Below are 22,415 nucleotides of genomic sequence, written 5' to 3' on the forward strand. Positions count from 1 at the left end.
AAACCATGAATGCATGGCTTGGGAATATTCGGATAGAATATTTATCGATACGTTTGTATCGTTTATCGATACACCAAGGAGACGAAGCATGGCATCCTCCGCGACCTCGCTATCCGGCGTGGCCCAGGAAAAATGGTACGTAGGGCGTACCAAGGAACAATGGCGCGCGTTCGGTTCGGCCTACATAGGCTGGATGCTGGACATCATGGATCTGATGCTGTTTGCCATGGTGATCACGCACATGCGGGCCGAATTGAATTTCGACAGCGGCGCGGCCGGGGTCATCGCCTCGATGACGCTGCTGGCCACGGCCTTCGGCGGTCTGATCTTCGGTTTCCTGGCCGACCGGCTGGGCCGCACGCGGTCGCTGGTGCTCAGCATCGCGTGCTATTCCATCGGCACGGCCCTGTGCGGGTTCTCGCAGAACGTCACGCAGCTGCTGATCTTCCGCTTCCTGCTGGGACTGGGGGTCGGCGGGGAATGGTCGGCGGGCGCGGCCCTGGTCACCGAGACGTGGCCGGCCAAGCACCGCGGCAAGGTGATGGCCTGGGTGCAGAGTGCCTTCGCGGCGGGCTACGCGCTGGCCGCCATCGTCGCGGCGCTGGTATTGCCCACGCTGGGCTGGCGCTGGGTGTTCGCCGTCGGACTGGCGCCCGCGCTGTTCGCGTTCTGGGTGCGCCGCCATGCGTCCGAGCCTGAAATCTGGGCGGGCCAGAAAGAGCGCCTGGGCGTCGGGGCGACCCTGAAGCTGCTGTTCGGGCAGCATCTGCGCAGCACGGTGGTCGGCCTGGCGTTCACGGCCGCCGCCATGTGCGGCTACTGGGGCTTGTTTACCTGGATTCCCACCTATCTCGCGACGCCCGTCAGCGCAGGGGGCGCCGGCCTGGACCTGACCAAGTCCACGACCTGGATCGTCATCATGCAGGTGGGCGCGGCGCTGGGTTTCGTCTGCTTCGGCTACATCGCCGACCGGATCGGCCGCCGCATGGCCTTCATCCTGTTCTTCCTGCTGTCGGCCGTGTGCGTGCCGCTGTACGTGCAGATCGAGTCCAGCCTGGTGCTGCTGGCGTTCGGGCCGCTGGTCGCGTTCGTGGGCACGGGCTTCTACAGCGGTTTCGCGCCCACCTTCGCCGAACTGTTCCCGACCAGTATCCGCGCGACCGCCCAGGGCTTCATCTACAACACCGGCCGGGCCACCAGCGCGCTGGCGCCGGCCGCCGTGGGGTTCTTCTCGGCCACCCACGGCGTGGCGAGCGCCCTGGGCGCCACTGCCGGGTTCTTCGCGCTGGCCGCGGTCATCGTGTATTTCTTCCTGCCCGAGACCAAAGGCGGCGAACTGGAATAGCGATCGCGCGCCCGGTCAGCGCACGACGATGACCGGGGCGATGTCCAGCCGCGCCTGCACGCGCTGCGCGGCCGCCAGCGCGCTCTCGCGCGAGGGGTAGGGGCCCAGGTGCACGCGGTGCAGGCTGTCGGTGTTCACGATGCGCAGCGGTTCGGCCTGCTCCCCCAGCTGGGACCGGATCCGGGCCGCCAGATCTTCGGCGTTGCGCTGGCCGCTGAAGGCGCCTACTTGCAGGAAGATGCCCGATTGCGGCGCCGAGACCACCGGCGTGGTGGCGGCCAAGGGGACCTGCACGCCGCTCGCCATGGGACGAGGGACTGCCTGCATGGCGGTGCCGTCCGGCGAGGCGGACGCCAGCGGCGGCAGTTCCCGTATCTGGCTGGCCGGCGCCTGCGTGGCCACCGGAATGGCGACCACCTCGGCTTCGGCCGCCGGCGTGGGGGCGGCGGCCAGCATGGGGGCGCTGCCTCGCTCGCTGCGGATCCTGGCGATTTCCTCCGGTCCCAGCCACTCGACCTCGACCTCTCCGCTGCCCTGTGAGAGCAGGCCCAGCTTGTAGGCGGCCGTGTAGGAAAGGTCGATGATGCGGTCGCTGTGGAAGGGGCCGCGGTCGTTCACGCGCACGATCACCGACTTGCCCGTCCCGACCCGCGTGACGCGGGCGTAGCTGGGGATGGGCAGCGTGGTGTGGGCCGCGGTCATCGCGTACATGTCGTAGATCTCGCCGTTCGACGTGCGCGCGCCATGGAACTTGCGCCCGTACCACGACGCGATCCCGCGCACCTTGTAGGGCTGCATGGACGTGTCGGGCACGTAGCGCTTGCCGAAGATCACATAGGGCTTGTTGGCGCCGCTGGCCAGCGGCTCGACGGCCGGCAGCGGGTCGGGCACGAGATCCAGGTTGGCGGGCGGGTTGGACGGCGGACCGTCGTCCTTGTAGTAGCCGCCGCCGCGCGAACCCGAGGACCCCTTGGGCGTGGTGCCGCAAGCGGCCAGCAGCATCGCTGCGCAGACCGCCGCCAGGAGCAGGGGGCCTTCGGTCCTTCCGCGCGGTGGGCGGCTGGTGGTGGGGCGCGCGCCAGGCAAGGGAAGCCGGTCGGTCTGCTTCATCGTCTAGGGTCCTGAATGCTAAGGTCTGGCAAGCGGCGGCGCCTCGGTGGGGCCACCGCCCGGATCATAAAGGTCGAACTGCTTTTGTGCACGGTGGCGCACCAGCACCTGTCCCTGGCCCGCGAACATGGCGGCCAGTTGCTCCACCACGTAGACCGACCGGTGCGTCCCGCCCGTACAGCCTATGGCCACCGTCAGGTAGCTGCGCGTGTCCTGCATGTACTCCGGCAACCAGGTGCGGATGAAGGCGGCGATGTCGTCGATCATGCGCCCCACGCTGGGAATGGCTGCCAGGAAGTTCGCCACCGGGGCGTCCCGCCCCGTCAACGGCCGCAGGACCGGGTCGTAGTGGGGGTTGGGCAGGCAGCGCACGTCGAACATCAGGTCCGCGTCCAGCGGCACGCTTTCCTTGAACGCGAACGATTCGAAGGTCAGGACCAGCGGCACGGTATCGGCCTGCACCACGTTGCGCACCCAGGACCGCAGTTGCGAGGGCGTCAGCCCCGTGGTGTCGATGACGTGCCCCAGTTCGCGCAGCGGCCCCAGCAACTCCCGCTCGTGCGCGATACAGGCTTCGACCGAGGGCGCCACGCCTTCGTGGAACAGCTTGTCGGTCAGCGGATGGCGGCGGCGCGATTCCGAATAGCGCTGCACCAGCGTGCCGGTATCGGCGTCCAGGAACACTACGCGGATCTCGGTGCCCAGCGCGCGCAGCGCATTGATGGTGCCGGGCAGGCTGGCGATGGCCCCGCTGGAACGCGCATCGATGGACACCCCGACACGCTGCAGCCCTTCATCGTGCGCGGCCGCGATGAAATCGTGAAGAAAGCGGACCGGAAGATTGTCGACGCAGTTGTAGCCGGCATCCTCCAGGGTACGAAGAGCCACGGACTTGCCCGAGCCCGAGATACCGGTGATGAAAACGACACGTAACACAGCAGGCTTTGCCTCGTAGGAGGTTCATTCATCGAAGCCTGAACAATAACGCACATTCGTCGCCCCCCTACGCGCTTCGCGCGCCCCCCAGGGGGCGAAACCGGCGGACCGGCAAAGCCGGATCCGCGGTTTCCTGGGTCTAGGGAAACTATCTTGGATCGAAGCACTGTTGCTACCGCTGGCAGCCAGCGAAGCAACGGTGCCACAAACCAAGATAGCGGCACCAGACCCAGGATGCGGTGGATCCGGCTCCGCCGGTCCACCCGCATCGCCCCCTTGAGGGGGCCCGCGCAAGCGGGTAGGGGGTGGGCTTCCCTTGCGCCCGAAGGGCGTAGGGGGGGGCCTCTACCCCTCGCCGTTCTGGATCGCGTCCATCTGCCGTTCCATGAATTCGGTCATGGTGTCGATGCCACGCAGTTGCAGGATGGCGTTGCGCACCGCGGCTTCGACCAGTACGGCCAGGTTGCGGCCGGCGGCCACCGGCAGGACGACCTTGCGTATGGGCAGGGCCAGCACGTCCTGCGTCAGGGCCTGGAGGGGGAGGCGTTCGAAATTGGCTTCGGGCGAGGTGGTGCGGACCAGGTGGACGATGATCTTGAGCTTCATCTTCCGGCGCACCGAGGTCTCGCCGAAGATCGCGCGGATGTCCAGCAGGCCCAGGCCTCGCACTTCCAGCATGTTCTGCAGCAGCGGGGGGCAGCGGCCTTCGATGATGTTGGGCGCGATGCGGGAGAACTCCACCGCGTCGTCGGCCACCAGGCCGTGGCCGCGGGAGATCAGTTCGAGCGCAAGCTCGCTCTTGCCCAGGCCGGATTCGCCGGAGATCAGCACGCCCATGCCGAGCACGTCCATGAATACGCCGTGGACGGTGGTGACGGGGGCGAGCTTCTTGCCCAGGTAGATGCGCAGGAGGTCGATGACCTGAGCCGCCGAGCGGGGCGATGCCAGCAGCGGCACGCCGCGCTGTTCGCAGTGCTCCAGCAGGTCGGCCGGCGCGGCCAGGCCGTCGGCCATGATGATGGCCGGCACGCCGCTGGCCAGCAGCTCGTCCAGGTGGTGGGCGCGTCGGCGTGCTTCCAGCCGGGCATAGAACGCCAGTTCCTCGTGGCCGAAGACCTGGATGCGCGACGGGTGGATGAGGTTCAGGTGGCCGACCAGGTCGGCGGCGGCCAGGCAGGTGTCGGGCAGCGGCGAGCGATTCGCGTTCGAGCGCCCGGCCAGCCAGCTCAAGGAAATCTTGTCGGTGTTCTCGTCGACCAGTTTTTCGATAGTAAGCATGGGGCACACGGAGAAGGCGGCCGGCCGGGCCCGCCGGGTCAGACCGCGGCGTCGGACTGGGCCGGCTCCCAGTGGGTCAGCAGCGAATGGATCGCGCTGGCCGACGGTTCGGTGGCCAGGGCCTCGCGCAGCGCGCGGTTGGACAGCATCTGCGCCAGCTCGGACAGGATTTCCAGGTGTACCTGCGTAGCCTGCTCGGGCACCAGCAGGAACACCAGCATCTGCACCGGCTTGCCATCGGGGGCGTCGAAATTGATGGGCTGGGCCAGGCGCACGAAGGCGGCCACGGCATCTGTCAGTCCCTTGATGCGGCCGTGCGGCACGGCAACGCCTTGCCCCAGGCCGGTCGAGCCGAGCCGTTCGCGCGCGAACAGGCTGTCGAACACCACCGAGCGGGCGATGCCGTGATTGTTCTCGAACAAAAGGCCGACTTGTTCGAAAACGCGCTTCTTGCTGGTGACTTCCAGATCAAGCAGCACGTTCGAAGGGGGGAGTATCCGCGAGATCAGATTCATAACGTATGCGCCGGTCGGGCGATACAAATTCGCACAATAGATGGACCAGGCGACATCTTTTGGAGATGGACGTCGATTATAGCCACCGGCCCGGTTCTGTCACGGAAAGCGGCACTTTTGTGCCCCGCAAACAACCCGTCCGTATCCCGACCCGGCATCACATGCCCTCGTCCCACGAAGGAAGCGCCCACCCGGGACCCTACACAGTCCCTCGAAAACCATGGCGCAGCGCGGCATTTCTCGATCCCGATCACGGCTAACTGGACGCAAACCCATCCCTTAAACGTTACAACGGCGGGAAAAGCCTCCTTTCCCCGCCGACCGATGTTTACCCCCAGGGCACAGCGGATCCGGCTTTGCCGGTCCGCCAGTGCCGCCCCCTTGAGGGGGCGCGCGAAGCGCGTAGGGGGTGGGCTTCCTTTCAGGGCGTAGGGGGGGGAATTCTTTTTATTGCTTCCTCGACCCGAGGTCGCTGGACCTTGTCCTTGTACTTGATGACCTGGCGGTCGACTTTATCGACAAGGGCATCGATGGCCGCGTATAGATTTTCTTCTTGGGCCTCGCAATGGACGTCCTTGCCTCGGAGATGCATGGTGATTTCCGCGCTGTGGCGCAGTTTTTCCACGGAAAGCAGCACCTGGATATCGATGACGTGATCGAAATGCCTCAGCACCCGCGTGAGCTTGTTCAGGACGTACTCACGTATGGCAGGGGTCACGATGAGGTGATGTCCGCTGATGCTCAGATTCATGTAAAGCCCTCCTTGAAGCAATGTACCGGGAGACTTCCCCGGAGCCCGCGCCCATGTCCGCAGGGCATGGGCGCTTGTGGCACGAGCGTGCCACTTTGCTTGCGTCGCTCCGATGTTCCGGATGTCGCCACGCAATCGAAGTGGCTGGCACATGCGTTTTCAGCGGTTGCTATAAAGATGAGCCTTTATCCGGGGCTTTCAAGTACGGTCTAACCCTAGCATCGCGATTGGGTGATGGATACGCGGCATGCGATGCCGCGCGGGCGCGATCCGTACTAGATGCTCTTACGCAGCGAAACCGGCGGAATCTTGAGCGCTTCGCGGTATTTGGCCACCGTGCGGCGGGCCACGACGATACCCTGCTCCCCCAGCGTCTGCGCAAGTTGGCTGTCGGATAGTGGCTGGGTAGGATCCTCCGCACCAATGAGTTGCTTGATCAGCGCACGGATCGCCGTGGACGATGCCGCTCCTCCGGTCTCCGTGGCGACGTGGCTGCCGAAGAAATACTTGAGCTCGAAAGTCCCCAGGGGGGTAAGCATGTATTTCTGCGTAGTGACGCGTGAGATCGTCGACTCATGCAAGCCTAGTGTATCTGCTATTTCGCGTAATACAAGAGGCCGCATGGCGACTTCGCCATGGTTGAGGAAACCCTGCTGCCGGTCGACGATGGCCTGGGCCACGCGCAGGATGGTGTCGAAGCGTTGCTGGACATTGCGTATCAGCCAGCGCGCCTCCTGCAGCTGCGAGGACAGCCCGGGATGGGCCGAGCTGCGTTCCGATTTCAGGATCTGCGCGTACATCTGGTTGATGCGCAGCCGCGGCATGGCTTCGCCGTTGAGCGTCGCGCGCCACTGGTTGCCGACCTTGCGCACGATCACGTCGGGCACGACGTAGTCCGCCGCGGGCGACGAATAGCGCGAACCGGGCCGGGGGTCGAGCCGGCGGATCAGGCTCTGGGCCGCGCGCAACTGGTCGTCGTTGCAGCCCAGCGCCTTGCGCAGCTTGGCGTAGTCACGCGCACCCAGCAGGGGCAGGTGCTGGGCCGCGATCTGGCGGGCCAGCGCCAGCACCTCGGCATCGCGGGCCTCGGGCAGGCAGTCGAGGTCCGGCGTGCGCAATTGCAGGCAGAGGCATTCGGAGATGTTGCGGGCGCCCACGCCGGCAGGGTCGAAGGACTGGAGCAGCCCCAGCGCGGAGCGCAGTTCGTCGGCGTCGATTTCCAGCTCGGGCGGGAACAGCGCGGCGAGCTCTTCCAGCGACACGTCCAGATAGCCGTTGTCGTCCAGCTCGTCGACCAGCGCCGTCACCAGCGCCGCATCGCGCGGCGTGGCCTGCGTGAGCGCGAGCTGGCCCAGCAGGTGCTCGCGCAGCGACGCGTCGGGCGCGGCCAGTTGCGGCGCGGTGTCGTCGTCGTGTTCGCCGCCGGGGCGGTGCAGCTCCGGCATGTCGGGCAGGTCCGGTCCGTCGCCGGCGTCGGCCGGCGTCGGGGCTTCCACGGTCTCGCCGCCGGGTTCCCCGTCGGCTTCCGGCGCGGCGGGCGCGGTCGTGTGCATGCTGCCGTCGGCGTCGACCCGCAGCGTAGCCGCCACGGGATCGTCCTCGCGTTCGAGCAGCGGGTTCTCTTGCAGGATCTGCTCGATCTCGTGCTCGAGTTCGAGGGTCGACAGCTGCAGCAGCTTGATCGACTGCTGCAGCGCCGGCGTCAGCGCCAGGTGCTGGGAGGTGCGAAGTTGGAGTCCGGGTTTGAGCATGGGCACCGCTTACATGCGGAAGTGTTCTCCGAGGTAGACCCGCCGCACGGCCGGATCGCCGACGATCTCCTCGGGGTGTCCGCTGGCCAGTACCGTGCCGTCGCTGATGATGTAGGCGCGGTCGCAGATGCCCAGGGTCTCGCGCACGTTGTGATCGGTGATGAGCACGCCTATGCCGCGTCCCTTGAGGAAGCGCACGATGCGCTGGATCTCGATGACGGCGATGGGGTCCACGCCGGCGAAGGGTTCGTCCAGCAGGATGAAGCGCGGATTGGTGGCGAGCGCGCGCGCGATCTCGACGCGGCGGCGTTCGCCGCCGGACAGCGAGATTGCGGCGTTGCTGCGGATGTGTCCGATCTGCAATTCGTCCAGCAGCGATTCCAGGCTTTCGTTCACCTGTTTCGCGTCCAGCGGCGCGCCCTGTTCGTTGCGCTGCAGCTCGAGCACCGCGCGGATGTTCTGTTCGACGTTGAGCCGGCGGAAGACCGAGGCGTCCTGGGGCAGGTAGGAAAGCCCCAGCCGCGCGCGCTTGTGGATGGGCAGGCTGGTGACCGAGACGCGATCGATATCTATGCTGCCGGCGTCGGCGGGCACCAGTCCGACGATCATGTAGAAGCAGGTGGTCTTGCCCGCGCCGTTGGGGCCCAGCAGTCCCACCACCTCGCCGCCGTCCACGTGCAGCGACACGTTCTTGACCACCGTGCGTCCTTGATAGGACTTGCGCAGGCCTTCGGCCCGCAGGCGGCCGTCGCCCCGGGCGGACTCTTCGGCGCGCGGCGCCCCGGCCGGCGTTCCGGCCTCGACGAGCGGCGCGTTCATTGTGCCGCCTTGCCCGAGGTCGGGGCGCCGCAGCCCGCCGCCGGCGCGCCGGCGGCCGTCTGGCCGCGCGGCTGGATGATGGTGCGCACGCGCTGGTTGGACGTCGGGGCTTGCGGCCCGCCGGTGGCGGTGTAGGTATCGGTGCGCTGGTTGTAGGTCACGCGCTGGCCGCGCACTTCGTCGACCATCTGTTCGCAGGCCAGGCGCTTGACGACCGCCTTCGAGATGAAATGGATCAGCTCGCCGCGTCCGTCGTACTCGACGCGTTCGGCCACGCCCTCGACGTATTCGTCCGTGCCTTCGCGCCGCTGGCGCACGTTGACCAGCTTGCCGCCGTTGGCGGTGGCGACGCCGAACTGGTAGCCCTCGGCGTCCTCGCGCAGCTCGAGGCGGTCGGCGCGCAGGATCAGCGAGCCCTTGGTCAGCACGACGTTGCCGGTGAAGATGCTGGTCTGCTTCAGGTCGTCGTAGCGCAGCGCGTCGGCATCCACCGTCGTCGGCTGGTTGCGGTCGGCGGCGGCCGCGAGCGCCTGGGCGCCGCAGGCGAGGGCCGCCAGGGCGAGCATGGCCTGGGCGGCGTATCGGGAAAATCGGTGATGTGGCACGGTGTTTCTATCCTTTGGATGGCTGTCGGGCCGAGGGAGCGGCCGGCCGCGTGCTGCCCGGCACGATCTGCACCCGCGTCTGCTCGTTGACCTTCAGTTCGCGCGAGACGTTGTCGTAGCGCATGCCGCGTCCCTGTATGCGCGTGGTGCCGTTGACCACGGTGGCGGGCAGGTCCGTGTAGGCGACATCCTCGTCGGGCAGCAGGGTGACTTCCTCGCTGCGTATGTCGAGCTCGGGACGTCCCTGCCCGGCCAGCCTCCGCAACTGGACGTCGCCGCGCATGACCACGCGCGCGCCGTCCTGGTCCATCCTGGCGTGCTGCGAGGTCGCCGTCATGGTCGGCCGCTCGGTGCGCTGGCTGACCGCGCGGAACTGCGTGACTTCCGAGGAGTCGTCGTCCGGGTAGTGCTCCAGCCGGTCGCCTTCCATGCGCGTCATCGGCATGCCGTGCTCGTCGCTGCGGACCATGACGAACTGCTCGACGAAGGAGTCGATCTCGTGGGTCAGCCGGCGCGGAGGATCTTCCTTGACCGCCCGCTTGGCATAGTCGGCCGCCCACCACGTGCCGGCCACCAGGGCGGCCAGCAGCGCGATCGATACCCCGGAGGCGAGTCGGTCTTTCATTGGGGAGAGGATCCGGCGGTGATGGTCGTGCGGGTGCGGCTGGTGATGTAGCCGCCCAGCCGGCCCTGCGCGGCCAGGATCAGGTCGCAGCACTCGCGTGCCGCGCCATCTCCGGCGGGGCGGGTGGCCACCCAGTGGGCGGCCTGGGCGACGTAGACCGGCGCTTCCGCCACGCTGGCGGCGAAGCCCACGCGCTGCATGGCGGCCAGGTCGATGATGTCGTCGCCCATAAAGCCGACCGCGTCCAGCTCGACGTTGCAGCGCTGCGCCAGCGCGGTCACGGCCGCGCTCTTGTCGCGCACGCCCTGCTGGACCTCGGAGATGCCCAGCTCGGCGGCGCGCCGCGATACGGTGGGCGAGTCGCGCCCGGTCATGAACACGACCTCGATGCCGCTTTCGTGCAGCATGCGCAGCCCGAAGCCGTCCAGCGCATGGAAGCGCTTCACGGTCTCGCCGTGCTCGCCGTAGTAGAGGCGGCCGTCGGTCAGGACGCCGTCGACGTCGAAGATCATCAGTCGCAGCCGGGAGACGCGTTCGCGCACGTCTTGCGGCACGCGGGCCAGGATCAGGGCTTCGGCCGGATGGGGAGTGAGGGGGATCGCCATGGAACTCAGAGCACCTTTGCTGCCATCAGGTCGTGGGTATGGAGGGCGCCGACCAGCCTGCCGGTGGCGTCGAGCACCAGCAACTGGTTCTTGCGGTTGTCGTCCATCAGCGCGGCTGCCTCGGTGGCGAGCGCGTCAGGACCGATGTGAAGGGGGTTGCGCGTCATGCCGGCGACCACGGTCAGGTTGCGGATGTCGCCTTCGCGCTCGATCAGGCGGCGCAGGTCGCCATCGGTGAAGATGCCGACCACCCGGTCGCCGTCGAGGACTGCGGTCATGCCCATGCTCTTGCGGGTGATTTCCACCAGGGCTTCGGTGACCGAGGCCGTGACCGGCACGATGGGCAGGTCCTTGCCGGTGCGCATGACGTCGCTGACATGGGTCAGCAGGCGGCGGCCCAGGGCGCCGCCCGGGTGGGACCGGGCGAAATCCTCTGGGCCGAAGCCGCGCGCCTCGAGGCAGGCCACCGCCAGCGCGTCGCCCAGCGCCAGCGCGGTCGTGGTGCTGGCGGTGGGGGCGAGGTTCAGCGGGCAGGCTTCCTGGGGCACGCTGGCGTCCAGGTGCACGTCGGCGAGCTGGGCCAGTTCGGAATCCGGGTTGCCGGTGATCGCGATCAGCGGCGATCCCAGGCGCTTGACGACGGGCACGATGGTCAGCAGTTCGGCCGTCGTGCCCGAATACGATATCGTGACCAGCACGTCGTTGGCGGTGATCATGCCCAGGTCGCCGTGGACGGCCTCGGCCGCGTGGACGAAGAAGGCCGGCGTGCCGGTCGAGGCGAACGTGGCGGCGACCTTGCGGGCGATGTGCCCGGACTTGCCGATGCCGCTGACCACCACGCGTCCGGGGCAGGCCAGCAGGATGTCGACCGCGCGCACGAACGTGCGGTCCAGGCGGCTGGACAGGGCCTTGAGCGCCTCGATTTCCACCGCCAGGGTGCTGCGGGCCGAATCGATGATGTCGACGGGGCCGGAAGCGCCGGGAACGTATACGTTGGACGTGCCGTTGTCTGAGGTGTTCATGATGGGTCTGAGCCGGTACCGTGGAAGGGCGGGCAGCGAAAAACGCGCCTCGTGTCGCCTTGCGCGGCAACGGTCATTCAATTGCGATGATCTACCAGTATAGTAGCAAGGGCACGATCCTTGCTTCACGCTCTTTGCGTTACAGTGGCGTCCTGTGTCGCCGGGGCCTCCCATCCCGGTTTCCTCCGATTCCTTCCTGTCCGAGCCCGCCATGTTCCTGGACCCGAACTACATCCGAGACCGCATACGCACGGTGCCCGACTGGCCCGAGCCCGGCGTGCAGTTCCGGGACATCACGCCGCTGCTGCAGGACCCGCGCAGCTTCCGCGTGCTGATCGAGCTGTTCGTCTACCGCTACATGAACCAGCGCCTGGACCTGGTGGCGGGCATCGATGCGCGGGGATTCATCGTGGGCAGCGTGATCGCGCACGAGCTGAACCTCGGTTTCGTGCCCGTGCGCAAGAAGGGCAAGCTTCCCTACGACACCATCGCCGAGCAATATGCCCTGGAATACGGCAGTTCGACGGTGGAGATGCATGCCGACGCCGTGCGCCCCGGGCAACGGGTCGTGCTGGTGGACGACCTGGTCGCCACCGGCGGCACCATGCTGGCCGGCATGAAGCTGCTGCAGCGGCTGGGGGCCAACGTGGTCGAGGCGGCCGCCGTCATCGACCTGCCGCGGTTGGGCGGATCGAAGGCGATACGCGATTCGGGACTGAACCTCTACACCGTCTGCGAATTCGACGAGTAAGCGGCCCGGCCTTCGGGGGCCGGCCGGGCCTGGCGCGTCAGCCGGCCTTGCGCCGGGGCGCGCGCGCCGCCCTGGCCGGCGCGGAAGGGGCGCCGGCGGCCAGGAATTTCTTCAGATAGCTGCCGGTATGGCTGCCGGGCGCCTGCGCGATCTCCTCGGGCGTGCCCTGGGCCACGATGCTGCCGCCGCCGTCGCCGCCTTCCGGACCCATGTCGATGATCCAGTCCGCGGTCTTGATGACGTCCAGGTTGTGCTCGATCACGACCACGGTGTTGCCGGCGTCCACCAGGTGCCCGATCACTTCCAGCAGCAGCGAGATGTCGTGGAAATGCAGGCCGGTGGTGGGTTCGTCCAGGATGTAAAGGGTGCGGCCGGTGCCGCGCTTGGACAGTTCCTGTGACAGCTTGACCCGCTGCGCCTCGCCGCCCGACAGGGTGGTGGCGCTTTGTCCCAGGCGGATGTAGCCCAGCCCCACGTCGATCAGCGTCTGCAGCCGCCGGGCGATGGCCGGCACGGCCTCGAAATACTCCAGGGCCTGCTCGACGGTCAGGTCCAGCACCTCGCTGATGTTGCGGCCGCGGTAGCGGATTTCCAGCGTTTCGCGGTTGTAGCGGCTGCCATGGCAGACGTCGCAGGGGACGTAGATGTCGGGCAGGAAGTGCATCTCCACCTTGACCACGCCGTCGCCCTGGCAGGCCTCGCAGCGGCCGCCCTTGACGTTGAAGCTGAAGCGGCCGGGATCGTAGCCGCGGGCGCGGGCTTCCGGCACGCCCGCGAACAGCTCCCGTATCGGGGTGAACAGGCCGGTGTAGGTGGCCGGGTTGCTGCGCGGCGTGCGGCCGATCGGGCTCTGGTCGACGCTGATGATCTTGTCGAAATGCTCCAGCCCCTCGATGGACTCGTAGGGCGCGGGCTCGGTCTGGCTGTTGTACAGGTGGCGCGAGACCACGTTGACGAGCGTGTCGTTGATCAGGGTCGACTTGCCCGAGCCCGAGACCCCGGTGATGCAGACCAGGCGGCCCGCCGGGATGCGCAGGTCCACGCCTTTCAGGTTGTTGCCCGAACAGCCCCTGAGCTCCAGCCACGGCAGTTCGTCCTGGCCCGCCACCGGCCGGCGGGGCGGGATGGCGATGGACTTCTGGCCGCTGAGGTATTGGCCGGTCAGGGACTGCGGGTCGGCCACGATGTCGGCCGGCGATCCCTGCGCCACGACTTTCCCGCCGTGTTCGCCCGCGCCGGGGCCCATGTCCACGACCCAGTCGGCCTCGCGGATCATGTCCTCGTCGTGCTCGACCACGATCACGCTGTTGCCGAGGTTGCGCAGGTGCCGCAGGGTGCTGATCAGCCGGTCGTTGTCGCGCTGGTGCAGGCCGATGGAGGGTTCGTCCAGCACGTACATCACGCCGGTCAGGCCCGAGCCGATCTGGCTGGCCAGGCGGATGCGCTGGGCCTCGCCGCCCGAGATGGTATCGGCGCTGCGGTCCAGCGACAGGTAGCTCAGCCCCACGTTGTTCAGGAAGGTCAGGCGGGCGGAAATCTCGCGCACGATGCGGTCGGCGATCTCGCGCTTGGCGCCGGTCAGCGCCAGTTCCTCGAACCAGTGCAGGCAGTCGGACAGCGGCAGGGCTTCCAGCTGGTAGATCGCGCGTCCCTGGTCATCCTCGCCCACGCGGACGTTGCGGGCCTCGGCGCGCAGCCGCGAGCCGCCGCAATCGGGGCAGGTCCGCACGTTCCTGTACTTGCCCAGTTCCTCGCGCACCGTGGCCGAGTCGGTTTCCTTCCAGCGGCGCTCGAGGTTGGGAATCACCCCCTCGAAAGGGTGCGAGCGCACGGTCGTGCGTCCCTTCTCGTTCACGTAGGTGAAGGCGATTTCCTGGTCGCCCGAGCCGTACAGCACCCGCTGCTGGGTGTCCTCGGACAGTTCCTCGAACGGCGTGTCCACGTCGAAGTCGTAGAAGGCCGCCAGGCTGGTCAGCAACTGATGGTAGAACGGGTTGCGCCGGTCCCAGCCGCGAATGGCGCCGCCGGCCAGGCTCAGTTCGGGAAATGCCACCACCCGTTTCGGATCGAAGAAGCCTACGTGGCCGATGCCGTCGCAGCTGGGGCAGGCGCCGATGGGATTGTTGAAGCTGAACAGCCGGGGCTCGAGCTCCGGCAGGCTGTGCCCGCATACCGGACAGGCATAGCGGCTGGAGAACAGATGCTCGCGTTCGTGGCCATCGGCATCGGCGTCCATCTCCAGCACGATGGCCCGCCCCTCGGCCAGGCCGATGGCCGTCTCGAAGCTCTCGGCCAGCCGCTGCTGGGCCTCGGGCCGCACGCGCAGGCGGTCGATCACCACGTCGATGCTGTGCTTCTCGGTCTTCTTCAGCGGGGGGACGCTGTCGATGTCCAGCACCTGGCCGTCCACGCGCACCCGCACGAAGCCCTGGGCCTGCAGGCTGGCCAGTTCGTCCTCGAAGCTGCCCTTGCGGTCGCGTACCAGCGGCGCCAGGATCGCCAACCGGCTTTCGGCCGGCAGCGCCAGGGTGATGTCCACCATCTGGCTGATGCTTTGCGCCTGCAGCGGCAATTGGTGGTCGGGGCAGTAGGGCGTGCCCACCCGCGCGAACAGCAGGCGCAGGTAGTCGTGGATTTCCGTGACCGTGCCCACGGTCGAGCGCGGGTTGTGGCTGGCGGCTTTCTGCTCGATGGAAATGGCCGGCGACAGGCCCTCGATCAGATCGACCTCGGGCTTGTCCATCAACTGCAGGAACTGGCGGGCGTAGGCGGACAGGCTTTCCACGTAGCGCCGCTGGCCTTCCGCGTACAGGGTATCGAACGCCAGGGAGGATTTGCCCGAACCGGATAGCCCAGTGATCACGACAAGCTGGTGGCGGGGCAACTCCAGCGAGACGTTCTTCAGATTATGGGTGCGCGCACCCCTGATGCGGATGACATCCATCAAGCAAACCTTTACGCGAGCGGTGGCGAAAGCCAACTTGGTAATATAACCCCCCCGTACGCGCTGACGCGCGCCCCCCAGGGGGCGGGCGGCGGGGGGACCGGCGGAGCCGGATCCCCCGTGCCCTGGTCTAGTGGGGCTTTCTTGGGATGTGGCGCTGGTGCTGCCGCTGGCTGCCGGCGTTCGCGATGGGTGACATGACAAAGAGACTCGTATTGGATTCAGAGGATTGCGGGTTCGGTTCCGCCGGCCGGTCACTGTCCTTCGGGCAAAGGCCCGCGTTGCGAAACACGGTTACACGACTCAGGATGCCGCGGATCTGGCTCCGCCAGTCCGCAGGCATCGCCCCCTGGGGGGCGCGCGTCAGCGCGTACGGGGGGGCCCAATGACTTCATTTCGGATGACCCCTTTCGAGCGCCGCGCCAGCTTGTCGCTGGCGGCGCTGTTCATGTGCCGGATGCTGGGGTTGTTCCTGCTGCTGCCGGTGTTCGCGGTGGCGGCGAAGGCCTTGCCGGGGGGGAACGATCCGGCGCGGGTGGGATTGGCGCTGGGCATGTATGGGCTGACCCAGGCGTTCATGCAGATCCCGTTCGGGCTGGCCTCGGACCGCTGGGGCCGGCGGCCGGTGGTGGTGATGGGACTGGTGCTGTTCGTCGCCGGCAGCGTGGTCTGCGCCACGACCGACGACCTGTTCTGGATCACGATCGGGCGGGCCATCCAGGGCTCGGGCGCGATTTCGGCGGCGGTGACGGCGTGGCTGGCCGATGCCACGCGCGACGAGGTGCGGACCAAGGCCATGGCCATGATAGGCGCCTCGATCGGCCTGACCTTCGCGGTGTCGCTGGTGCTGGCTCCCGTGCTGGTGGGCTGGGGCGGGCTGACCGGCCTGTTCTGGACCATCGCCGCGCTGGGCGTGGCCGCACTGGGCGTGGCCGCCTGGGTGGTTCCGGCCGCGCCGCCCGCGCTGCGGGGCGAACCCGCATCCATGTCCAGCGTGCTGTCGCACCCCGACCTGCTGCGACTGAACCTGGGCGTCTTCACCCTGCACCTGATCCAGGTGGCCCTGTTCGTGGTGGTACCCGCCGCGCTGGTGCACACCGGCGGCCTGGACACGGCCACCCTGTGGAAGGTCTACCTGCCGGTGGTGCTGGCCTCGTTCGTCGTCATGGTGCCGGTGATCGGCGTCACCGAACGCTACGCCACCCACCGCAAGACCCTGCTGGGCGCGATCGCCGGGCTGGTGCTGGTGTGCATGTTCCTGCCGTGGGCCCAGGACCACTATGGATGGCTGGTGGGCGCCATGATCGCCTTCTTCTCCGTCTTCAACATCCTCGAGGCCATGCAGCCTTCGCTGGTATCCCGCGTGGCGCCGCCGTCGCTGAAGGGGCTGGCCCTGGGTTTCTATAATACGAGCCAGGCCATCGGGCTCTTCGCCGGCGGGGCGCTGGGCGGCTGGCTGGTCTCCCACCTGGGGTCCGCGGCGGTATTCCAGGCGGCGGCGGGGCTGGCGGTAATATGGCTGCTGGCGGCCTGGGGGATGAAGCCCCTGCCCGCCAGGCGGACCGCTCGGCCGGAGCGGGTGTCCCATCCCGCGTCCTGAGCCCTTCCTGTCCCATTTACGCACGAGACCGTATTGCGGTCGGCGCATTTTCAACCAATGATGTTTTTTTTCTTGTGGCCCGTGGCCGCGCCGGGCGGGGGTGGCTACAATCCACCCGCCTCGCCGCGGGCCGGTGAATACAGTCAATAGGAGTGTGGTAATGGCATCCGTCAACAAAGTCATCCTGGTCGGCAACCTGGGCCGCGACCCCGAAGTTCGCTACACGCCCGACGGCGCAGCGATCTGCAACGTGTCCATCGCCACCACGTCCCAATGGAAGGACAAGAACTCGGGCGAACGCCGCGAGGAAACCGAGTGGCACCGCGTGGTGTTCTACAACCGCCTGGCCGAGATCGCCGGCGAATACCTGAAGAAGGGCCGTTCGGTGTATGTCGAAGGCCGCCTGAAGACCCGCAAGTGGCAGGACAAGGACACCGGCGCCGACAAGTACACGACCGAGATCGTCGCCGACCAGATGCAGATGCTGGGCGGCCGTGAAGGCGGTGGCGGCGGTGGCGAAGGCGGCTACGGCGGTGGCGGCGGCTATGGTGACTCCGCGCCGGCCCAGCGCCCGTCCAACCGTCCGGCCAGCGGTGGCGGCGGCCAGCGTCCGGCCTCGCAGTCGAGCTCGGCGCCGAACTTCGCCGACATGGACGACGACATCCCGTTCTGACGGGCGCGCCATCCCGTCGATGCTCCATCACCTTTCTTTCGGCGTGGCCGACCTGCGTGCCGCCGCCGATTTTTATGATGCGGTGCTCAGGCCTCTGGGGTACGAGCGTGTCTGGACGGATTTCGACGGCGAGCCCGACAGGCAGGCCGTCGGATACGGCCTTCCCGGAGGGGGCGACAAGTTCGCGCTCAAGCAATGCCCGAAAGGCGGGGCCGTACCCGGGCCCGGCTTTCACCTCGCTTTTTCCGCGCCAAGCCGGGATGCCGTCGACCGTTTCCACGAGGCGGCCCTGCGCCATGGGGCCGTCGACAATGGCGCTCCGGGGCTGCGGCCTCGCTACGGCCCGGATTACTACGCGGCGTTCGTGATCGATCCGGAAGGCAACCGCATCGAGGCCGTCATCAGCACGGCGGCCTGACGAGCCGAACCCCGCCCGACCCGGCGGGGTTTTTTGTTGCAACCGATCCTGGCGTTTCAGCCCGCCGCCGGCGCCCGAGCGCCCACCCGCCCGAACTCCACCGGCTGCTTCACGTAGAACAGGTCGATGGGTTCTTTCGCCAGGGCGTCCAGCAGGGTGCCGCCCAGGGCGCCCTGGGCCTGGGCGAAGGCCAGCAGCCAGTGGGCCAGGGGCTGGCCGCCGTGGCGCCGGTCCTGCCGGGTGAAGAAAGTCAGTTGGAAACCGTTCACGATGCGTCTCCTTGCAGGGTCAGGACTGCCGCAACCCGGCGTAGGTGGCGATGCCGAGCAAGGTCATCGCGACGGAACCGCCCACGTGGACCAGGATGGTCGCGGCCACCCAGCCCAGCCGCTGCTGCTGGATCAGGGCAACCAGTTCGGCCGAGAAGGTGGAAAAGGTGGTCAGGCCGCCGCAGAAGCCGGTGATGATCAGCAGCCGCCAATGCGGCGGCAGGGCCGGGTTGCCGGCGAAATAGGCCACGGCCAGGCCGATGATGTAGGCGCCGATGAGGTTGGCGGCCAGGGTGCCAGGTGGCATGGCGGGCAGCAGGGCGTTCAGGCCCAGCCCCAGGACCCAGCGCAGCAGCGCCCCGACGGCGGCGCCGACGGCGATCGCGATTACCGCGAGCAGCATGACGGACTCCTTGCGAAGGCGGGCTAGTGTAGTACGAGGCCGCGGGACCGGCCAGGCCGCGGTAGGCTAAGCTATATCAGGACCTTCTCCAACTCCGATCATGACCCCGCCCGCCAGTGTCCTCCTTCGCCATCCCGCCCCCTGGCCCACCGAGTCCTTCCGCGATCCCGACGCCGCCGTCCAGCGCCTGATCGACATCTACGCGCGCAATACCGCCTTCCTGTGCGACAGCTTCCGCGAGGTGGTCGCCACGCAGGCATCCTCGCCCGGGCGGTTCCGCGCCTGCTATCCGTTCATCCGGATCAGCGTGGACACCTACGACGAGGTGGATTCGCGCCTGTCGTATGGGCACGTGGCCGAGCCCGGCGTCTACCAGACCACCGTCACCAAACCCAGGCTGTTCCGCTCCTACCTGACCGAGCAGCTGCGGCAATTGATGGCGAACCATGGCGTCGCGGTCGAGATCGGCGAATCCGACGTGCCCATCGCCCTGCACTTCGCGTTTCCCGACGGCATCTATGTCGAGGGCGAGGACATCGAGGCGCTCAAGCGGCCCCTGCGGGACCTGTTCGACACGCCCGACCTCGCGGTCACCGACGACGCCATCGTCAACGGCACCCACCGCCATCCGCCGGACGGGCCGCAGCCGCTGGCCCCGTTCACGGCGCCGCGCATCGACTACTCGCTGCATCGCCTGCAGCACTACACCGCCACCGCGCCTTCGCACTTCCAGAATTTCGTGCTGTTCACCAACTATCAGTTCTACGTGGACGAGTTCTGCCTGCGCGCGCGCACGCTGGTGGCACAGGGGCACTACGACGCGCTGGTCGAGCCGGGCAATCGCGTCACCCGCGCGGGCGACCCGCTGCCGGACCCGGCGGCGCCGATGTCGCGGCTGCCGCAGATGCCCGCCTATCACCTGGTGCGCGAGGGGCATTCGGGCATCACCCTGGTCAACATCGGCGTGGGGCCGTCCAACGCCAAGACCATCACCGACCACATCGCCGTGCTGCGTCCGCATGCCTGGCTGATGCTGGGGCATTGCGCCGGGCTGCGGGCCTCGCAGCGGCTGGGCGACTACGTGCTGGCACACGGCTACGTGCGCGACGACCACGTGCTGGACGCGGACCTGCCGACCTGGGTGCCGATTCCCCCGCTGGCCGAGGTGCAGGTGGCGCTGGAGCAGGCGGTGGAAGAGGTGGCCGGGCTGTCGGGCTGGGAGCTCAAGCGCATCATGCGCACCGGCACGGTGGCGACCATAGACAATCGCAACTGGGAACTGCGCGAGCACCTGGAGCCGGTGCAGCGTTTCTCGCAGTCGCGCGCCATCGCGCTGGACATGGAGTCGGCCACCATCGCGGCCAATGGCTTTCGCTTCCGCGTGCCCTACGGCACCTTGCTGTGCGTGTCGGACAAGCCCCTGCACGGCGAGCTGAAGCTGCCGGGGATGGCCAGCGCGTTCTACCGCCGGCAGGTGGGCCAGCACCTGGACATCGGGCTGCGGGCGCTGGAGATCCTGAGCAAGATGCCGCCCGAGCGGCTGCATTCGCGCAAGTTGCGCAGCTTCCTGGAGACCGCGTTCCAGTAGCGGGGTGTGCCGCCCGCACGGTAGGATGCGATCCATGATCGGTACGTGCAAGGGGGGCGCGTGACGACCGGGGAACGGCAGGACAAGCGGTGGTGGCTGAGGTGGCTGCTGGTGGCGGCCGCCGCCGCCTTGCCGCTCGCGGTGGCGGTGCCCTTCGTCTACATGCAGGCCGGCCTGCTGGCGCGCCACGACGCGCGTGGCGCGGCCGAAGTGGTGATGCGCCAGGCCGATGCCATTTTCGCCGAGGCCGACAGGCTGGCGGCGGAGATGGCGCCGCAGGCCGGCAAGTCCTGCGCCGAGGCCGACTCCACCCTGCACGATGCGGCCTTCCAGCCCTACTTCCGCGCCATCGTCCTGGTGCGGCACCGCGTGCTCTATTGTTCCTCGATCACGGACGCCTTCACGCTGCCGCTGGCGCAACTGCTGCCGGACAGCGCAGTGCCGCCGGGGCGGTCCTTTCATTTCGTTCCCGGCACACCCATGGTCCCGGACCGGCCCGCGGTAATGGCGGTCCGGCTGGACGCGGCCGGGGACGGCGTCATCGTCACGGTGGACGGCCGCTATCTGCGGGACCTCCTGGACGCGGTGGGCGGCAGCGGCCGCTACCGGATCGGCATCGAGTCGCTGGATGGCCGGCAAGGCCTGGCGGGCCGGCGCGCGGGCGTCCCGCCGCCCGGCGCATCGTCCGTGCAGGAGGTGGTGTCGACGATCTATCCGTTCCGGGTGCGGTTCCTGGCGGATGCCGCGCTGCTGGCCGAATACCGGAAGCGGCTGGCGGGCAGCTACGCGCCTTTCGTCGTGCTGCTTGCCCTGCTGCTGGGCTATCTGTGCCACCACTTCCTGAAGTACCGGTTCTCGCTGGTGGCCGCCATCAGGCGCGGCATGCGGCGGGGCGAGTTCGAGGTCCACTACCAGCCGGTCATCGACCTGCGCGATGGGTCCTGCGCGGGTGCCGAGGCGCTGATGCGCTGGTTCCGCCCGGGCCTGGGCGCGGTGCGGCCGGACCTGTTCTTCGCCGTGGCCGAGTCCAGCGGCCTGGCGATTCCGCTGACGCGGCACCTGTTCAAGCTGGTGGGGCGCGACCTGCGCCGCTGTCCGATGGGGCCGCTATTCCGCGTGGGCCTGAACATCACCGCCAGCCATCTGGTGGAGCCGAGCATCGTCGACGACGTTGCCCGCCTGCGCAAGGTGGTCGGGTCGGGGGCGGCGGATTTCGTGCTGGAGATCACCGAGCGCGAGCCCTTGCCTCCCATCGAGCAGGTCTACCGGAACATGGGCGTGCTCAGCGCCAGCGGCGTGAAGCTGGCCATCGACGATTTCGGCACGGGCCACAGCTCGCTGGCCTACCTGGAGCGGTTCCCGGTCGATTACCTGAAGATCGACCGCGGCTTCGTGGCGGCCATCGGCACGGACGCGGTCAATGCCTCGGTGCTGGAGATGATCATCGGGCTGGCCGCGCGGCTGGGGGTGGAGCTGACGGCCGAGGGCGTGGAGACGCACGGGCAGCGCGACTATCTTGCCGCCCAGGGCGTGCACTACGCGCAAGGCTTCCTGTATGCGCGGCCCATGCCCATCGAGGCCCTGCGCGCCTGGGTGGATGAGCTCCGCGGCGGGCCGATGCCGGCGGAGCCCTGAAGGCGGTCAGGCCTGCAGCTTGTCCGCCGCCATGTCCCACACCTGCTGGCCCAGGGGGGTGCGCTGTTCCTCCAGAATGTGCGCCATCAGGCCCGCCGTGCGGCCGATCAACGTCAGCGCCTTGCCCTGCTCCGGCGTCAGCCCCATGTCCAGCGTGATCGCGCCCTTGGCGCCCGTGGCGTTGAGCGGAATCTTGCGGCCAGTGGCCCGGCTGGCGGCGGCCGCCAGTTCCACCGCGAAGCGGCAGTAGGCGCCGTAGTAGCCGCAGTCGCGCGCGATCTCGAACATCTTCTCGCAGCGCGGGTCGCCGTCCACATGGACGGGGTGGCCCACGCCGGGTATCTTGCGCTTGGCCGCGCGCGTCTCGCGCACGCAGCGCTCGGCGGCTTCGCGCAATTGTTCGTCGGTCCAGCTTTCCTGCCGGGGCAGCGCATCGCGCAGGAAGCGCGCGCTGTATTCGATCACGCCCAGGAAACGGCTGCCGGCGCCCAGCAGGCCGGCGGCCAGCGCGCCCTGCATGGCCTCGGGCGCGCCATGCAGCGTCAGGCGCGCCGACAGGGCGCTGGGGGTCAGGCCATGATCGGTGGCGCTGACCAGGAACAGGTTGAGCATGCGCTTGAGCCTGTCGTCGGGAAACCTGCCGAGCAGCTCCAGCGACATCACGTCGATGAAGTCGCGTTTGTCGAACAGGTCGTGCACGAGGTCATGGCCTCGCACGGTGATGCGGTGGGCGTCGCCGCCGCCGATTTCGCTGCGTATCATCCGGGATTCC

General features: G+C 68.0%; 22 protein-coding genes. 7 read left to right on the forward strand and 15 right to left on the reverse strand.

Annotation, left to right across the window (positions count from 1 at the left end):
* The first annotated feature begins 88 nt into the window (after positions 1-88).
* Positions 89-1,345 (forward strand): MFS transporter, encoded by a 1,257-nt coding sequence (locus tag R4823_RS03680; RefSeq protein WP_132979085.1) that lies wholly within the window; start codon positions 89-91, stop codon positions 1,343-1,345.
* Between the two features lie 15 nt (positions 1,346-1,360).
* On the opposite strand, the gene R4823_RS03685 is transcribed toward R4823_RS03680, so the two are convergent.
* From R4823_RS03685 to R4823_RS03735, 11 genes are all read right to left on the reverse strand, one after another.
* Positions 1,361-2,347, reverse strand: coding sequence for a septal ring lytic transglycosylase RlpA family protein (locus R4823_RS03685; RefSeq protein WP_338619107.1), 987 nt, complete (start codon positions 2,345-2,347; stop codon positions 1,361-1,363).
* 126 nt (positions 2,348-2,473) lie between these two features.
* Complete coding sequence (rapZ, locus tag R4823_RS03690) at positions 2,474-3,391, reverse strand: RNase adapter RapZ (protein WP_087837515.1); 918 nt, start codon at positions 3,389-3,391, stop codon at positions 2,474-2,476.
* Positions 3,392-3,736: 345 nt separating this feature from the next.
* Positions 3,737-4,669, reverse strand: coding sequence for an HPr(Ser) kinase/phosphatase (hprK, locus tag R4823_RS03695; RefSeq protein ID WP_338617491.1), 933 nt, complete (start codon positions 4,667-4,669; stop codon positions 3,737-3,739).
* A 38-nt stretch (positions 4,670-4,707) separates the two neighbouring features.
* Positions 4,708-5,184 (reverse strand): PTS IIA-like nitrogen regulatory protein PtsN, encoded by a 477-nt coding sequence (gene ptsN / locus R4823_RS03700; protein WP_087837517.1) that lies wholly within the window; start codon positions 5,182-5,184, stop codon positions 4,708-4,710.
* Between the two features lie 421 nt (positions 5,185-5,605).
* Complete coding sequence (raiA, locus tag R4823_RS03705) at positions 5,606-5,935, reverse strand: ribosome-associated translation inhibitor RaiA (protein ID WP_132979082.1); 330 nt, start codon at positions 5,933-5,935, stop codon at positions 5,606-5,608.
* Between the two features lie 275 nt (positions 5,936-6,210).
* Positions 6,211-7,686 (reverse strand): RNA polymerase factor sigma-54, encoded by a 1,476-nt coding sequence (locus R4823_RS03710; protein ID WP_087837519.1) that lies wholly within the window; start codon positions 7,684-7,686, stop codon positions 6,211-6,213.
* A gap of 9 nt (positions 7,687-7,695) precedes the next feature.
* Positions 7,696-8,505 carry an LPS export ABC transporter ATP-binding protein gene (gene lptB / locus R4823_RS03715; protein WP_087837520.1) on the reverse strand — a complete coding sequence of 270 codons (810 nt, stop codon included), beginning with the start codon at positions 8,503-8,505 and terminating at the stop codon, positions 7,696-7,698.
* The gene (gene lptA / locus R4823_RS03720; protein ID WP_132979081.1) at positions 8,502-9,110 is read right to left on the reverse strand and encodes a lipopolysaccharide transport periplasmic protein LptA; all 609 of its coding nucleotides are present in this window, start codon (positions 9,108-9,110) and stop codon (positions 8,502-8,504) included. Before lptA ends, lptB begins: the two co-directional genes overlap by 4 nt.
* 7 nt (positions 9,111-9,117) lie before the next feature.
* Entirely contained in the window at positions 9,118-9,735 is a 618-nt protein-coding gene (gene lptC, locus R4823_RS03725) for an LPS export ABC transporter periplasmic protein LptC (RefSeq protein WP_087837522.1), read from the reverse strand.
* Entirely contained in the window at positions 9,732-10,340 is a 609-nt protein-coding gene (locus tag R4823_RS03730; RefSeq protein WP_087837523.1) for an HAD hydrolase family protein, read from the reverse strand. The genes lptC and R4823_RS03730 overlap by 4 nt, the downstream gene beginning before the upstream one ends.
* 5 nt (positions 10,341-10,345) lie before the next feature.
* Positions 10,346-11,362: a KpsF/GutQ family sugar-phosphate isomerase gene (locus tag R4823_RS03735; protein ID WP_087837524.1), complete on the reverse strand. Its 1,017-nt coding sequence runs from the start codon at positions 11,360-11,362 to the stop codon at positions 10,346-10,348.
* Between the two features lie 211 nt (positions 11,363-11,573).
* Here R4823_RS03735 and R4823_RS03740 point away from each other — a divergent pair, with 211 nt between their 5' ends.
* Positions 11,574-12,113 carry an adenine phosphoribosyltransferase gene (locus R4823_RS03740; RefSeq protein WP_087837659.1) on the forward strand — a complete coding sequence of 180 codons (540 nt, stop codon included), beginning with the start codon at positions 11,574-11,576 and terminating at the stop codon, positions 12,111-12,113.
* 37 nt (positions 12,114-12,150) lie between these two features.
* Here the strand turns inward: R4823_RS03740 and uvrA are convergent, their stop codons facing one another.
* Positions 12,151-15,057: an excinuclease ABC subunit UvrA gene (uvrA, locus tag R4823_RS03745; RefSeq protein ID WP_087837525.1), complete on the reverse strand. Its 2,907-nt coding sequence runs from the start codon at positions 15,055-15,057 to the stop codon at positions 12,151-12,153.
* A 385-nt stretch (positions 15,058-15,442) separates the two neighbouring features.
* Here uvrA and R4823_RS03750 point away from each other — a divergent pair, with 385 nt between their 5' ends.
* The 3 genes from R4823_RS03750 to R4823_RS03760 all read left to right on the forward strand — a co-directional run bounded on the left by R4823_RS03750 (position 15,443) and on the right by R4823_RS03760 (position 17,748).
* Entirely contained in the window at positions 15,443-16,657 is a 1,215-nt protein-coding gene (locus R4823_RS03750; protein WP_338617497.1) for an MFS transporter, read from the forward strand.
* 160 nt (positions 16,658-16,817) lie between these two features.
* Positions 16,818-17,330 (forward strand): single-stranded DNA-binding protein, encoded by a 513-nt coding sequence (gene ssb / locus R4823_RS03755; RefSeq protein ID WP_087837527.1) that lies wholly within the window; start codon positions 16,818-16,820, stop codon positions 17,328-17,330.
* Positions 17,331-17,349: 19 nt separating this feature from the next.
* Positions 17,350-17,748 carry a VOC family protein gene (locus R4823_RS03760; protein ID WP_087837528.1) on the forward strand — a complete coding sequence of 133 codons (399 nt, stop codon included), beginning with the start codon at positions 17,350-17,352 and terminating at the stop codon, positions 17,746-17,748.
* 56 nt (positions 17,749-17,804) lie between these two features.
* Here the strand turns inward: R4823_RS03760 and R4823_RS03765 are convergent, their stop codons facing one another.
* Together R4823_RS03765 and crcB are read right to left on the reverse strand one after the other, a co-directional pair.
* On the reverse strand, positions 17,805-18,017 hold the full coding sequence (locus tag R4823_RS03765) for a hypothetical protein (RefSeq protein WP_087837529.1): 213 nt from the start codon (positions 18,015-18,017) through the stop codon (positions 17,805-17,807).
* A gap of 19 nt (positions 18,018-18,036) precedes the next feature.
* The gene (crcB, locus tag R4823_RS03770; RefSeq protein ID WP_132979078.1) at positions 18,037-18,420 is read right to left on the reverse strand and encodes a fluoride efflux transporter CrcB; all 384 of its coding nucleotides are present in this window, start codon (positions 18,418-18,420) and stop codon (positions 18,037-18,039) included.
* A 100-nt stretch (positions 18,421-18,520) separates the two neighbouring features.
* Here crcB and R4823_RS03775 point away from each other — a divergent pair, with 100 nt between their 5' ends.
* Together R4823_RS03775 and R4823_RS03780 are read left to right on the forward strand one after the other, a co-directional pair.
* Positions 18,521-20,008, forward strand: a complete 1,488-nt coding sequence (locus tag R4823_RS03775; protein WP_087837531.1) for an AMP nucleosidase — start codon at positions 18,521-18,523, stop codon at positions 20,006-20,008.
* Between the two features lie 60 nt (positions 20,009-20,068).
* A complete protein-coding gene (locus R4823_RS03780) occupies positions 20,069-21,643 on the forward strand; it encodes an EAL domain-containing protein (protein ID WP_338617502.1) in 1,575 nt (524 codons plus the stop codon).
* A gap of 6 nt (positions 21,644-21,649) precedes the next feature.
* On the opposite strand, the gene R4823_RS03785 is transcribed toward R4823_RS03780, so the two are convergent.
* The gene (locus R4823_RS03785; RefSeq protein ID WP_338617505.1) at positions 21,650-22,405 is read right to left on the reverse strand and encodes a citryl-CoA lyase; all 756 of its coding nucleotides are present in this window, start codon (positions 22,403-22,405) and stop codon (positions 21,650-21,652) included.
* Positions 22,406-22,415 lie beyond the last annotated feature (10 nt).

It is taken from the genome of Pigmentiphaga sp. CHJ604 (genome assembly GCF_036972535.1).
Lineage (GTDB): Bacteria > Pseudomonadota > Gammaproteobacteria > Burkholderiales > Burkholderiaceae_B > Pigmentiphaga > Pigmentiphaga daeguensis.

Excerpts from the sequence above, each read along its gene's own strand:
- R4823_RS03680 (WP_132979085.1), top strand. The coding sequence starts at position 89 with ATGGCATCCTCCGCGACCTCGCTATCCGGCGTGGCCCAGGAAAAATGG.
- R4823_RS03685 (WP_338619107.1), bottom strand. The coding sequence starts at position 2,347 with ATGCTGCTGGCCGCTTGCGGCACCACGCCCAAGGGGTCCTCGGGTTCG.
- hprK (WP_338617491.1), bottom strand. The coding sequence starts at position 4,669 with ATGCTTACTATCGAAAAACTGGTCGACGAGAACACCGACAAGATTTCC.
- ptsN (WP_087837517.1), bottom strand. The coding sequence starts at position 5,184 with ATGAATCTGATCTCGCGGATACTCCCCCCTTCGAACGTGCTGCTTGAT.
- raiA (WP_132979082.1), bottom strand. The coding sequence starts at position 5,935 with ATGAATCTGAGCATCAGCGGACATCACCTCATCGTGACCCCTGCCATA.
- R4823_RS03710 (WP_087837519.1), bottom strand. The coding sequence starts at position 7,686 with ATGCTCAAACCCGGACTCCAACTTCGCACCTCCCAGCACCTGGCGCTG.
- lptB (WP_087837520.1), bottom strand. The coding sequence starts at position 8,505 with ATGAACGCGCCGCTCGTCGAGGCCGGAACGCCGGCCGGGGCGCCGCGC.
- lptC (WP_087837522.1), bottom strand. The coding sequence starts at position 9,735 with ATGAAAGACCGACTCGCCTCCGGGGTATCGATCGCGCTGCTGGCCGCC.
- R4823_RS03730 (WP_087837523.1), bottom strand. The coding sequence starts at position 10,340 with ATGGCGATCCCCCTCACTCCCCATCCGGCCGAAGCCCTGATCCTGGCC.
- R4823_RS03735 (WP_087837524.1), bottom strand. The coding sequence starts at position 11,362 with ATGAACACCTCAGACAACGGCACGTCCAACGTATACGTTCCCGGCGCT.
- R4823_RS03740 (WP_087837659.1), top strand. The coding sequence starts at position 11,574 with ATGTTCCTGGACCCGAACTACATCCGAGACCGCATACGCACGGTGCCC.
- uvrA (WP_087837525.1), bottom strand. The coding sequence starts at position 15,057 with ATGGATGTCATCCGCATCAGGGGTGCGCGCACCCATAATCTGAAGAAC.
- R4823_RS03750 (WP_338617497.1), top strand. The coding sequence starts at position 15,443 with ATGACTTCATTTCGGATGACCCCTTTCGAGCGCCGCGCCAGCTTGTCG.
- ssb (WP_087837527.1), top strand. The coding sequence starts at position 16,818 with ATGGCATCCGTCAACAAAGTCATCCTGGTCGGCAACCTGGGCCGCGAC.
- R4823_RS03760 (WP_087837528.1), top strand. The coding sequence starts at position 17,350 with ATGCTCCATCACCTTTCTTTCGGCGTGGCCGACCTGCGTGCCGCCGCC.
- crcB (WP_132979078.1), bottom strand. The coding sequence starts at position 18,420 with ATGCTGCTCGCGGTAATCGCGATCGCCGTCGGCGCCGCCGTCGGGGCG.
- R4823_RS03775 (WP_087837531.1), top strand. The coding sequence starts at position 18,521 with ATGACCCCGCCCGCCAGTGTCCTCCTTCGCCATCCCGCCCCCTGGCCC.
- R4823_RS03785 (WP_338617505.1), bottom strand. The coding sequence starts at position 22,405 with ATGATACGCAGCGAAATCGGCGGCGGCGACGCCCACCGCATCACCGTG.